General features: G+C 28.9%; 9 protein-coding genes and 2 pseudogenes. 6 read left to right on the plus strand and 5 right to left on the minus strand.

The annotated features are described in order from the left end of the window. Positions 1 to 306 precede the first annotated feature (306 nt). Both ACWJKS_RS03410 and ACWJKS_RS03415 read left to right on the plus strand, forming a co-directional pair. Positions 307 to 3,252, plus strand: a complete 2,946-nt coding sequence (locus ACWJKS_RS03410) for a DEAD/DEAH box helicase (protein ID WP_462960448.1) — start codon at positions 307 to 309, stop codon at positions 3,250 to 3,252. 54 nt (positions 3,253 to 3,306) lie between these two features. Beyond that, positions 3,307 to 3,720, plus strand: coding sequence for a hypothetical protein (locus tag ACWJKS_RS03415; RefSeq protein WP_165413906.1), 414 nt, complete (start codon positions 3,307 to 3,309; stop codon positions 3,718 to 3,720). A gap of 87 nt (positions 3,721 to 3,807) precedes the next feature. Here the strand turns inward: ACWJKS_RS03415 and ACWJKS_RS03420 are convergent. Continuing rightward, positions 3,808 to 4,122: pseudogene (locus tag ACWJKS_RS03420) on the minus strand (tyrosine-type recombinase/integrase); the annotation flags it as partial. 62 nt (positions 4,123 to 4,184) lie between these two features. Here ACWJKS_RS03420 and ACWJKS_RS03425 point away from each other — a divergent pair. Beyond that, positions 4,185 to 4,574 (plus strand): DnaB-like helicase C-terminal domain-containing protein, encoded by a 390-nt coding sequence (locus ACWJKS_RS03425; RefSeq protein WP_462960450.1) that lies wholly within the window; start codon positions 4,185 to 4,187, stop codon positions 4,572 to 4,574. Between the two features lie 230 nt (positions 4,575 to 4,804). Here ACWJKS_RS03425 and ACWJKS_RS03430 read toward each other — a convergent pair whose 3' ends face one another. The 4 genes and pseudogenes from ACWJKS_RS03430 to ACWJKS_RS03445 all read right to left on the minus strand — a co-directional run bounded on the left by ACWJKS_RS03430 (position 4,805) and on the right by ACWJKS_RS03445 (position 10,122). Continuing rightward, on the minus strand, positions 4,805 to 6,091 hold the full coding sequence (locus ACWJKS_RS03430; protein WP_462960452.1) for a TolB family protein: 1,287 nt from the start codon (positions 6,089 to 6,091) through the stop codon (positions 4,805 to 4,807). A gap of 62 nt (positions 6,092 to 6,153) precedes the next feature. After that, positions 6,154 to 7,662 (minus strand): HAMP domain-containing sensor histidine kinase, encoded by a 1,509-nt coding sequence (locus tag ACWJKS_RS03435; protein ID WP_462960453.1) that lies wholly within the window; start codon positions 7,660 to 7,662, stop codon positions 6,154 to 6,156. 18 nt (positions 7,663 to 7,680) lie between these two features. Further along, positions 7,681 to 8,367, minus strand: coding sequence for a response regulator transcription factor (locus ACWJKS_RS03440; protein WP_462960454.1), 687 nt, complete (start codon positions 8,365 to 8,367; stop codon positions 7,681 to 7,683). Positions 8,368 to 9,186: 819 nt separating this feature from the next. Beyond that, positions 9,187 to 10,122: pseudogene (locus tag ACWJKS_RS03445) on the minus strand (magnesium transporter CorA family protein). Positions 10,123 to 10,356: 234 nt separating this feature from the next. On the opposite strand from ACWJKS_RS03445, the gene ACWJKS_RS03450 reads away from it, so the two are divergent. The 3 genes from ACWJKS_RS03450 to ACWJKS_RS03460 all read left to right on the plus strand — a co-directional run bounded on the left by ACWJKS_RS03450 (position 10,357) and on the right by ACWJKS_RS03460 (position 12,959). Continuing rightward, on the plus strand, positions 10,357 to 10,905 hold the full coding sequence (locus ACWJKS_RS03450; protein WP_165411501.1) for a manganese efflux pump MntP: 549 nt from the start codon (positions 10,357 to 10,359) through the stop codon (positions 10,903 to 10,905). 17 nt (positions 10,906 to 10,922) lie between these two features. Continuing rightward, positions 10,923 to 12,383, plus strand: a complete 1,461-nt coding sequence (locus ACWJKS_RS03455; protein ID WP_462960455.1) for an aminoacyl-histidine dipeptidase — start codon at positions 10,923 to 10,925, stop codon at positions 12,381 to 12,383. A 168-nt stretch (positions 12,384 to 12,551) separates the two neighbouring features. Further along, a complete protein-coding gene (locus ACWJKS_RS03460; protein WP_165411503.1) occupies positions 12,552 to 12,959 on the plus strand; it encodes a Fur family transcriptional regulator in 408 nt (135 codons plus the stop codon).

Genomic DNA, 12,959 nt, shown 5'->3' on the forward strand with positions numbered 1-12,959 from the left:
GGGAGGCAACTATTTTTTGTTGCAAGTAGGTTGTAGAGTGCAAGCAACTCATTTGTAGCGTGAGCGGCACCATGCTATAATATGACTATAAATATTTGAACAAAATTATACAAGGCTTCAGAACGATATCTAAAAAATTACAGTATCCGTAAGACAACTGTGCAAGCACTTGTGAATATGGTAAGGGTATCAAAAGGTGCTTTTTATATATTTATGAATCAAAAGAAATATTATTCTTCGAGGTACCTCAAAATTTTCTCGAAAAATATGACAAGAAGTGATATAAACAATTAGTGAGGAGCATTTATGAAATTAAAAGAGCTTGAGAATATAGTATTTAAATCATCTTCAGAGCTTATGAGAAGTGAGGGAGAAAATGCGTTTAATAGTGGATTAGTTATTAAGATTAAAGGCAAAAAAATAGAAAATATATATCATATTTATGGTTGCGTCAAGAGTGATACTCAATGGAGTGAGTTAAACACGCATATTAAAATAGATTTATTAAAGAAAAAATTGGATGGTATAAAATGTACTTGTGAGGATTTCAAAACAGCATCTAATGTGGGATATTTATTTATGTGTAGCCATTTAACGGCTACAGCATATAGTTTTTTTAGCATAACTGCAAAAAAAAAATGTGAGAAAAATGAAAAAACGGAAAAGTTAAAAGAAGATAATTCAAATAATCAGGGAAGCGAAAGTATTATAAAGTTAGTTCGTAAGGTTTCAAAAGGCCCAACTTATTATGAAGCGCAATATGCAATAGGTAAGGAAAAAATAAAGATAGAGCCTAAGGACTTGAGAACTTTTTTAACTGGGACTAACCATAAGAAAATTAAGCTAAACTATGATAGTTTTGAGTTTGAAGCTCCAATAGTGCTAAAAGATTTACCACTAAACTTTACATTAAAGATTAGAAACGAATATTTTGTTTTAACAACTCATAGGCAGTTCCCAGTAGCATTAAATGATAAAAATGATGTGTATTTATTTAATTGGAAACTTTATATACCATCAAAAAATCAAGTTCTAAAATATGTTGCGTTATGTAAAAAGTTAAAAAAAAATGGTGAAATTCTATACCCCGGCGGAATAGAAAACTATAACAAAATTATCTCATTTTTAAGTAGTATTTCAAATAATATTAATATTAGTGAAGAGATAAAAGATTTTGCAGCAAATTTCATAAAACCTGAGTTTCACATATATGAGATAGGCAGTGATATTTATTGTGATATAGAAGTGATTTACGGTAATGATAAAATAAATATATTAAAGAAAGATAAAAGTAAAAATATAATTACACGTAATTATAAAAAAGAAGACAAAATACTTATGGAACTAGAAAAGTATAGGTTTATAAAAAGAAATGAGAAGCTACTTTTTATAGGCTCAGATGAGCAATTATTTGACATATTAAGTAAGAACGAGAAGAATCTACATTCTCTTGGCAATGTTACATTTGGAAAAGGGATTAAAGACAGGAAAATATATGATTTCACGGCTATTGAAGCAGAAATTAAAGAAAAGGATGGCTACTATGATTTTTCCTACGGTATACATGATATCGAAAATAAAGAACTAAATAGTGTACTCTCTTCATTTAAGCAAAAAAGAAGGTTTTATAAAACTAATAATAATAACTTTTTAGGTTTTAAAGATGCGGGAGTTAAAAATTTCTTTGATTTAATAGAAGTATTTAATATTAATAAAAAAATAGAAAATGGATTAATACATATGGATAAAGGTAAGGCATTATATTTAAATGAAAAGATTAAAAACAAGGGTATTCAGTTTGTAAAAGGTACTGAAGTGTTAAATGATATAGAAAACGCTTTATTGGATATAAATAATATGGATATAAGGGTGCCAATGAACTTAAAAGCCACACTTCGTGAATATCAAATAGATGGTTTTAAATGGCTTAAAAGTCTAAGTCGGTTAGGATTTGGAGGGATATTAGCCGATGAAATGGGACTTGGTAAAACAATTCAAACAATAGCCTTTATATTATCAGAAGAGAATAAAAAATCTATTATTATTAGTCCAACTTCCCTTATTTATAATTGGAAGGCTGAACTAGAAAAATTTTCACCTAGCCTAAATGTAGCTATTGTACATGGCGAAAAAAGCCGGCGACTTAAATTGATTCATAGTTTAAAGGAGTATGATATAATACTAACAACCTATGGAACTTTAAGAACGGATATAGAGTTATATGAGGATACTACTTTTGATTATTGTATTATAGATGAAGCCCAAAACATAAAAAATCATTTAGCACAAAATACAAAGGTTATTAAAAAAGTTAAAGCTAAAGTAAGATTCGCATTAACAGGCACTCCTATTGAAAATAATTTAACAGAACTTTGGTCTATTTTCGATTTTATAATGCCAGGTTATTTATACTCTAAAGAAATTTTCGAATCAAAATTTATTATTAATAAAGAAAGTGATTTAGAAGAACTTAAATTGCTAATTAAACCTTTTCTCTTAAGAAGAACAAAAAAAGAAGTATTGAAAGAGCTACCAGATAAAATAGAAAAGAAATTTATAGTTGAGATGACATCAGTTCAAAAGGCTGTTTATAAATCTTATACTAAAGTTGTCAGGGATAAAATGGAAAATAACAGTGATGGTAAAATGGATATTTTTTCTTGTTTAACTAAGTTACGACAAATTTGTTTAGATCCTTCTCTTGTAATAGATGAATACAAAGGTGGAAGTGGAAAGCTGAAAATTGCAACTGAGCTTATAGAAAAGCATATGGAAACACACGGAAAAGTGTTATTATTTTCTCAATTTACGTCAGTACTTGAAAATATAGGAGAGAATTTAAATGAAAAGGGAATACGGTACCTTTATTTAGATGGAAAAACAAAAGCAAAGGATAGAATTAAACTGGTAGATGAATTTAATAACAGTTGTGAATCACTAGTTTTTTTAATCTCGCTAAAGGCAGGGGGAACAGGTCTTAACTTAACCTCTGCAAATTTAGTTATTCATTTTGACCCTTGGTGGAATCCAGCAGTAGAGAATCAGGCAACAGATAGGGCCCATAGAATTGGTCAAAAAAATGTAGTAGAAGTGATTAAGTTAGTTACTAAGGGGACTATAGAAGAAAAAATCATTCTACTCCAAGAAAACAAAAAACATTTAATAGACAGTGTAATTACAGGAGAACTTACGAGTAGTGATATTCTAGGGAAACTTACAAAAAAAGAACTTCTGGAGATTTTTAGATTTTAGGGTTTAGAGTGAGGGTGCCACGCGCTAAAAATAGCACCAAAAGGAGATATAAAAATGTACGTAGAGTTTAATAATAAAATTGTAGACAGCAAGGATATAAAAGATATAATTGAAAAAAATACAGAATTTAAAGTAGTTAAAGACATGAGTAAAGGTTCAAAGAGAAATGATATATTAGCTTTTAATTTAAGTGTAGAAATAAATACATTAAATGACCTAATGGAAGGTGAATTTAATTTAAATGAATTAACAGAAGATGAATTGTTTGATGAATACTTATCACTGGCAGAAGAAATTGCAATGGACATTGAAGAATACGTTCCTGACGGTGCTATTATGGACATTAAAGCTTATAAATGGGATAAATCAGATGATGGGATAAAGTTAGTTATAATTATAGCATCAGAGGATACTACAGAATTAAAATTAAAGGATATTATGAGGAAACTTATAACTCAAGTGGAGTAAAATTGCAGACTAACGTTGAAATAACTAGGTTTTACAAGTAACCAATCTTTTGATTTGGTCTATATGCCACCCCTTTGCCACCCTTAATTATTTTTGGGTGGCAAATATATTTTCAAGAATATTTACAGTATCATTTTTCATTTTTAAGGTTACATGAGAATAAGTATCCATAGTGGTGCCTATTTTGCTATGTCCAAGTCTTTCTTGAATATCTTTTGGAACAGCGCCACCTTCTAAAAGAATGGTGGCATGAGTATGTCTTAAAGAATGAAAATTATATTTAATTCCTAACTCATAATTAACTACACGAGATATATATATTAAACTATTATTTGAGACAAGTCCACCATTTTCTTGAGTACATACAAAATCATTTTTAGTATAAAATTCACCATAATATAAAAACAGTTAAGAACTTAAGTATTAAACGAGAACTAATAAAGGCGTGTCAAGATGATCTAAACATGGTGTATGGAGAAAATATAGACATAAGAGACGTAATTGCTACCTTAGAAACTAAGATGTTTAGCGCAAGCGATATGTACGAAGAAAAAACAGTAAACTTAGAAGAACTAATGACTCAATCAATAGATTTAATTGATAATGGATATAAAAATGGGGGACAACTACTAGGAACGACTACAGGATATAAGCCTCTTGATAATGCTATAAATGGTTTTGTAAAAGGAGATTTACGTATTATAGCTGTAAGGCCTAGTATGGGCAAAACTGCACTGAGTATGGAAATGTTAAACAAACTACCTCCTGGGAAAAAAGGCTTAATAAAAGATACTGACTTTAGTGTGATCCAAAAGGAAGCTGAAAAAATGGCATTTAAAAATATAGTCTCATAACTTAACTTAGTGGTCAAGTATTAATACTATGATTCTGAGATAAGATTTGATACAGTTTTGATGCCCTTTTATTAAAATTCACTTAAAACCAAATAAGCCTCAAAAACGAACGTTTTTGAGACTTGTTTATATATTTCAAATAATTTAACTAACTCATTTTGAGAGAATCAACAAAAGCATTATCATTTAATGCAGTCTTTGATAACCATTCTAAATAGGATTACTTTTTTCTATTTTAAATATATGCTATGAATACTTCCATTTTCAGCAAAGATCCTACCATCTAAATTTAAAATTTTAGATTCAAAAATTGTAACTTTATTGCTATCATTATTCCAAAATACTGTATTGCCTCTAAACATATTAAAATAATTTATATCTTTAAGCAATAAAATCTTATTAACTATTTCGTTTCCATTAAACTTTGCTGCATATATACTCCATACTCCTTTATAATCTTCACCACTATATGTTGCATAAACAATTTTGTTTTCATCCGGTGAAATCCAAAATGGCACAATATGGCTTCCTATTGATTGTGCAAATTTTTTTGTTTTTTTACTATTTACATCATAAATAAATAAACCATTTTCCCCATTTATATTTCCTTCAAAAACTATTTTTTGTCCTTCATTAATAACAGCAAAACCATAGTTAACTATACGGTTTTTTTGTGTCTTTGCTTCAGCAGATGGTAAAACCATCACAGGTTGCACTTTCCCATCATCTGTAGTTATCTTATAAATGCCTTCTGTTATAATTGTTTTTTCATTGTTTTTTGTTTTAGCAGTCCCTACAAAGTAAACATCTTTTCCATTATTGCTATAAATACCTGCTAATTGGTTTATTCTCTGATTACCCTCTTTAAATTCTTTTAATTTGTCGTTTTCCACGTCATATACAACTATTGATGGGCTTTTAGCAAATGTTAATCCTACTATATATTTACTATTTATAGACCATTGTCCCAGCATATTGCCTTTCACATTAATTTTCTTCTTGGAATTGCTTTTTATATCAACTATATAATAACAGCTTTCATCATTTTCCTTTGTGTTATACATATACTTTGTTTTATCGGGAGAAATTGTAGCACTATCTTCTAAATTGGAAGGTGACTTTCCAAAAGTAGATAAGTTAAGTTTATAGGTGCCTCCGTTAACCTCCTTACTAAATTTAAGTTCTTCTTCTTCATTTGTATTTTCATTATCAATCTTTTCAATTTTCTCCTCTATATCCTTTCTACTGAGTCCTATTTGAACAATAGCTTGGTTATCTCCTACCAGGCCTATCATATTATTAAGTCCTTCTATTCTATCTGTTTTTTCACTCTTTACTACTTGAAGTGGTTTATATTCATCTGGGGCGATTGCCTTTATTTTGTTATCCGACAGCACTACAGAATTATTACTTGCCATTAAGGGCTTGGAGTATGAATATACTACACTCACTGCCCCTAACACTAATATCCCTACAACTACAGCCCCTACTTTCCAATTCTTATTTCCTTGTCCCATAATTTCTTCCTCCTAAATTTAAATTTTATAAGTTAATTATAAACAAAAGTTGTAACATTGAGTTAACACGATGTTACGATGTTGTAAACTTTTAGAGGAATTACTATATGTACTTCAGTGCCTTTTCTCTCTTCACTAATTATTTTTATACTTCCATTATGTTTATCTATAATTTTTTTTACTATAGATAGTCCTAATCCAGAACTTCCTGCTTCTCTTGAAGTTTGTTTATTCACCCTATAAAAAGGTTCAAATATCATTTCTAACTTATTAGAAGGTATTCCTTGTCCTTTATCTTTAATAATTATATTACAGTTACCATTTTCCTTGGATAACTTCACATTTATAGTAGAGTTAACATTGCCATACTTAATAGAATTATCTATTATATTTATAATTACCCTTCTAATCTCGTTTGGATTACCTAATGCAATAACCTCTTTATCTATAACTTTTTCTATATGTATCTCATATTTATTTGCTCTTATTTTCATATCATTACATGCTGCACCTAAAATTTGTGATACGTTAACTTCTTCTTCTATATTTGAGATCATGTTTGATTCAACCTTTGAGATTTCCAATAGTTCAATTACCATGCTATGCATTCTTTCACTTTCATCATTTATCTTTTTTATACTTTTTCTAGCGAATTCTTTGTCCTTAAAGTCTTGCTTAAGAAGTATTTGACAATATCCAGATATTATAGTCAAAGGAGTTTTCATTTCATGAGTTATATTATCAAAAAAAACTTTCCTATGGCCTGCAATCTTTCTTAAATCATCTCTGTCATTTTCTATAGTTTCTATTTGATTTTTTATCTTGTTTTTCATTTTATTAAAATTTAAGGATAGTTCCTCTATCTCATCCTTAGAATTAATATTTATATCCTCTTCAAAATTGCCTTTTGAAACCTCTTTTGTAAACTTGCTCAATTTCAATATTGGTATAGTTATTTTTGTAGCTAACAACATTACAAATAAGAAAATAATTCCAAAAACTAATAATACAAAGGTATTGGTTAGCTTTAACAAATTTTTACTAGAACTAAATATCTCTGAATAATCCATAACGGATCTAACAATTCCTATACTTTTTTTGTTGTTTATGATATGACATGAAAAAACAACTAAATATTTATCTTTAACGGGTACTATTGTAAATGCAGACTTGTTATTAATAGATAGTTTTAAATCTTCATCACTATAATTATTTTTATTATCACTATCTTCATAATTTAGTACTTTTCCATTTGCATTTGCAGAATCAACTAAAAATTTTCCTTCGTATGAGTAAATCATTATTCTATTTCCAACCTTTATAGACAAATCTGAAGCTATACCATTGCTAGAATTATTAAAATTATTAGAATACATATCCTTATTTTTCAATTCAAAATACTGTCTTAAATATGTGTTCAAATCCTTTTCAAAGGTTACTAATTCCTTACTTATTATCTCTTTATTGTTTTCTACAATAAGCTTATTCATGAAAAAGCTCATTGTGTTATACCCTATATAAAATATAACTAAAAAACCAATGATAAATTTACGCTTTATAGACATTTTCATGAAAAATATATCCCCTTCCTACATAATCTTATACCCTACTCCAAATACAGTTTTTATAACAGAGTTATTTTTATCACTAGATAATTTTTTTCTTAACCTTTGAATATGAACATCTACAGTTCTGCTTTCACCTTCAAAATCAAACCCCCATATAGTTTCTAAAAGTTTATCGCGTGAAAATACTTTTCCCCTATTCTCTGCAAGTTTATATAGCAATTCATACTCTTTTGCTGTAAGATTCACTAATTTATCTCCCTTAAATACTTCATAATTATCTTTAAATATTGTTATGTTTTTTTCTAATTTTATAATATTTTCTTTATCCTTAATGTTTTTAAATTGTTCTATCCTTCTTATACTAACTTTTGCTCTTGCAACTACTTCTCTTATGTCAAAAGGTTTGGTAATATAATCGTCTGCTCCAAGTTCTAAGCCTACTACTTTGTCCATAATATCATTTTTTGCCGTAAGCATTATTATAGGGATTTTATATTCTACCGATACTTTCTTACATATTTCAAAACCACTTATATCAGGTAACATTAAATCCAGTATAATTAGTTCTATATATTGAATTTTTAAGATTTTTAATCCTTCTATACCCGTTGCAGCTTCAAAAACTTTAAACCCTTCTTCTTTAAATGAATATGTCAAAATTTCGCTTATACATTCATCGTCCTCAATTATAAGTATATTATTATTCATAGCATGGCCCCCTTACTTCAATAAGTATACAATACAGTTGTTACAAATTTATAACATATATCTCAAAATATCGAGCCAAATACTGTACAAAGTTCAATAACAAATTTGTATATTAAAATAAATGCTGAATTGAGAGTTGTATAAAGGGCAAATCGGTAGTCAATATATAGTTATTGATAGAAACAAAAGTAGTATATTAATTTTGCCCCTTATAGGTTGAATTAAATAGGTATTACTTAAACTTAGTTAAAAAGCAAAATGGCTAGGTATAAAGGATTGACGATATTTTAAACTTAATAAGAACTGCTTCTTTCGAATCTGAAGGTCGAAGGTTGTACAGGTCAAAATTGGAACCGTTAAATGTGTAATGAATATTCTATTGAATACCAGCTAAAGGAACATAATTGAACAATAGAGAAATGTTTATGGTGTGATTAGAAAATATAAGGGTTATAAAAAGGGTAGCAAATTTATCGTATGCCACCCTTTTGCCACCGCTCTATAAAAGATAATTAGATACAATTAGTTAATATTTAATCAAAAATAATATTTTACACCTCATAGATGGCTTAATATCAATGATTATATGGTTGTTTATAATATATATAGATAAGTTGAAATACAAGGTGTAAATATATAACTCAAGTGGAGTAGTAACAAATAAACTAATGAAACAAAGTAAAGAGTAAATAAGACGATATGATTCTTATTTGTTATAAAAGCCTCATACTATAAATCTAGTATGAGGCTTTATCCTATTAAAGATTATTTTTTTATTATTATAATGTAGCTACTCAAGCTATATTCCATTTCAATTGTTTAAAACATGTCCTTCTTATTCAAGAAATATATAACAAATATTACCATAAGTCCAATTAATGCAACCACATACCAAAAACCCACAGCATTAGCGGAAAACGGTATTCCAGATAGGTTCATTCCAAATAGCCCAGATATCATATTAGGTATAGCCATAACTATAGTAATAGCAGCAAGAAATTTCATTACTATATTAAGTTTATTTGATATAACAGAGGCATAGGCATCCATAGTACCATTTAAAATATTACTATAAATAGTACACATCTCTATAGCCTGTCTATTTTCAATAATGACATCATCTAATACGTCTTTATCTTCTTCGTATTTTTGAAGAATGTCTAATTTAAGCATTTTCTCTAAGGTAATTTCATTTCCCTTTAAGGGAGTGGAAAAATACACAAGAGATTTTTCGAGTGCCAATAATTGAATAAGTTCTTTATTTCTTAAGGTCTTGTGAAGTTGTTTTTCTACTATGTAGCTTTTTTTATCAATTTGTCTTAAGTATATTAGATAATAGTTGGCAATTCTATATAAGATTTGTAGCATAAACCTTGAACGCTTAAAGGTATAAAAGGAGCTAATTTTCCCTTCGGCGAAATCTGACAATACTTTACTGTTTATCAAACAAACTGTAATTATATTACTTTGTCAGTATGAATCATAGCTACAGGGTAAGTGTCATAGGTAAAGAGTTATCATCCATAGCTGTAAAGGGAATATCCAATATAATTAATGTACAATCTTCTATGTCAATACGGGAGGTTTCTTCTTCATCCAAAGCAGCCCTTAAAAAATCCATAGGAACATTAGTGTTTTTGAAATTAATATTAATTCTTCATCTGATGGATCAATCATGTTAATCCATCAACCTGGCTCTATATTTTCTAGCTTTGCTAGCTGGTTGTTTTCTACACTACTATATATTGAAATCATTGCAACACCTCCTAGTGTAATTCCCTTTATATTATAGTCTATAAAAGGCAGGATAGACAACTCATAATTATTTTAACCATAGCAATTCGAATACTAAACCACAGTTGACAAGGAAGCTCGAATAATTGATAATAGTATATGTAAAGTTTTTCACATAAATTTAAAAAAATGGAATAATAATAAAGAAAACAGACTAAATATATTGTGGAGTATTATTGGGGGGCGTAAAAATTCATGGATATGTACCCATTATTTACAATTGCTTTAGCATTATCTTTAGATGCTTTTGGAGTAGCTTTATGTATAGGATTAAACAATCAAACTAGATTTATAAATAAGGTAGGTTTTACAATTTCTTTTGGACTATTTCAATTTTTATTATCATATATAGGAGCTTATGCAGGCTTCCTTTTCAATACATATGTAGCTTCAATGCCTACCATAATTGGTGGTATGATTATATCTTTCGTTGGAGTGATTATGATTAAGGAAGGCTTTGAAAATCAAGGGAAGTGTCCACTGCTTAAACCTAAAATGTATTTTGTTTTAGGGATATCCGTAAGTATAGATGCAATGGTGGTAGGATTTACGGTATTAAATAATATAACAAATGCTATATTATTAAAAAATACACTATTCATTGGGGGAATAACTCTAGTAATGTCAATAATGGCCTTTGTAATTTCTAGATACCTAAAAAAAATAGAAATTGTAGGAAAATATGCAGACTACATTGGAGGAATAATCTTAATAATTTTCGGTCTAAAAATGATGTTTTTTTGAAAGGGAGGATGATATAAATGTTAAACAAATTAAAGGATTTAAATTCATTTAAGGCATTTAAATATTTTAAAGAGATGAACGAGATTCCAAGAGGTTCTGGCAATGAGAAAGCTGTAAGTGATTGGTTAGTAACCTTTGCAAAAGAACATAATTTGAAAGTTATCCAAGACACCGCATTAAACATTATAATTAAAAAGCCTGGTACAAAAGGTCGGGCTAATGCTCCAAAGGTAATACTTCAAGGTCATATGGACATGGTCTGTGAAAAAAACATAGGGATAAAGCATGATTTTTTAAGAGACCCTATTGAGTTTATTGTAGAGGATGATTTTTTAAGGGCAAATGGGACTACACTAGGCGCAGACGATGGGATCGCAGTAGCATTAAGTCTTGCAGTACTTGCGTCTAATGATATACCACATCCACCCATAGAGTTATTAGTAACTACAGAGGAAGAAACGGGTATGGGCGGAGCTCAGGCAATAGATCCTAAGAATTTAGATGGAAGAATATTAATAAATATAGATTCAGAAGAAGAAGGAAAACTTTTAGTAAGTTGTGCAGGAGGAGTGCGTGAAAAAATAAGGCTTCCAATAATTTGGGAAGAAGCAGATAAAAACTTTATAAGCTGTGAAATAAGACTAAGAGGATTAAAAGGCGGCCATTCTGGAATGGAAATAAACAAAGAAAGAGGAAACGCTAACAAAATTATGGGACGTTTTTTAATGGATTTAAGATCAGTTATAGATTTTAAAATAAACTCTATAAATGGAGGAGCTAAAAATAACGCAATTCCTCGTGATGCTGATGCTATTTTATTGTTTAGAGAAAATGATAAAAAAATAGTTAATGAAAAAATATCACAGTGGAATTCTACATTGAAAAATGAATTAAATACTATTGATCCAGATGTTGATTTAACTATTAAAATTTTGGAAAATAAAGTAAATAAGATTTTTTCAGATGACACCGCTACAAAAGCACTTCAAATACTTTTCTTAATTCCAAATGGAGTTAAAAGTATGAGTATGGCGATTGATGGATTAGTGCAAAGTTCAACAAATATAGGGATTCTTACGACGAGTGATGAAAATATAGTATTTGACTCTGCAATAAGAAGTTCTGTAAAGACTTTAAAGAAAGCAATATGCGATGAAACTATAGTACTTGCAGAAATGGCAGGAGCAACTATTGAATTTGAATCTGAATATCCAGAGTGGCAATACAATCCAGATTCTAAAATAAGGAGTATACTAGAGAAAGCATATACTGATTTATATGGTAAAATGCCTGAAATAGCAGCTATTCATGCAGGCCTCGAGTGCGGATTATTTAGTGAAAAGTTTGAAGGCGATATTGATCAAATATCTTTTGGACCAAATATGTATGATGTACACACACCGAGTGAACACCTAAGTATTTCATCAACAGAGAGGACATGGGATTACTTAGTAGCAATATTAAAAGAAATAAAATGATCATGTACATGAAATAGATAAAGCTACTTTAGTAGATAAAGCTATTTTAATGACTTATAAAAAGGCTCCTACTTTTGTAGAAGCCTTTTTATAAGCATTGCTTGTATTCATGACCATATTGAGGTATATTATAATTGTTATAATAATGTAGTAAGGTGATGTATATAGATGAATATAATTTCATATTTAAAAGAGAATAATATTAAAGTAACTAATGCAAGAAAAAGCATATTAGAAATTATAATTTGCAGTAAAGATGCTATAAATGCAAACCTAATATATGCGCTACTTAAAAAAGAGAATATAAAAATAGATTTGTCCACGGTATATAGAACCCTAGATTTGCTAGAGGGTAAAAAGATTTTAAATAAGTTTGATTTGGGGAATAATATGTATAATTACACTATAAATAACAATTCCCACAAACATGTAATTGAGTGTGATTTATGTCATAAGAAAATGGTCATAGATTGCCCAATACCCCAAATAGAAGAACAAATAAAAGCAAAGACAGGAATAACTCTTACAGAAAGCCATGTTTATTTAAAAGGCATATGTAAAGAATGTAAAAAATAA

The sequence above is a fragment of the Clostridium sp. CM038 genome, assembly GCF_055081105.1.

Bases quoted from the DNA above. Each gene is read 5' to 3' on its own strand.
- ACWJKS_RS03460 (WP_165411503.1), top strand. From the start codon at position 12,552: ATGAATATAATTTCATATTTAAAAGAGAATAATATTAAAGTAACTAAT.
- ACWJKS_RS03450 (WP_165411501.1), top strand. From the start codon at position 10,357: ATGGATATGTACCCATTATTTACAATTGCTTTAGCATTATCTTTAGAT.
- ACWJKS_RS03455 (WP_462960455.1), top strand. From the start codon at position 10,923: ATGTTAAACAAATTAAAGGATTTAAATTCATTTAAGGCATTTAAATAT.
- ACWJKS_RS03440 (WP_462960454.1), bottom strand. From the start codon at position 8,367: ATGAATAATAATATACTTATAATTGAGGACGATGAATGTATAAGCGAA.
- ACWJKS_RS03410 (WP_462960448.1), top strand. From the start codon at position 307: ATGAAATTAAAAGAGCTTGAGAATATAGTATTTAAATCATCTTCAGAG.
- ACWJKS_RS03430 (WP_462960452.1), bottom strand. From the start codon at position 6,091: ATGGGACAAGGAAATAAGAATTGGAAAGTAGGGGCTGTAGTTGTAGGG.
- ACWJKS_RS03425 (WP_462960450.1), top strand. From the start codon at position 4,185: ATGGTGTATGGAGAAAATATAGACATAAGAGACGTAATTGCTACCTTA.
- ACWJKS_RS03435 (WP_462960453.1), bottom strand. From the start codon at position 7,662: ATGAAAATGTCTATAAAGCGTAAATTTATCATTGGTTTTTTAGTTATA.
- ACWJKS_RS03415 (WP_165413906.1), top strand. From the start codon at position 3,307: ATGTACGTAGAGTTTAATAATAAAATTGTAGACAGCAAGGATATAAAA.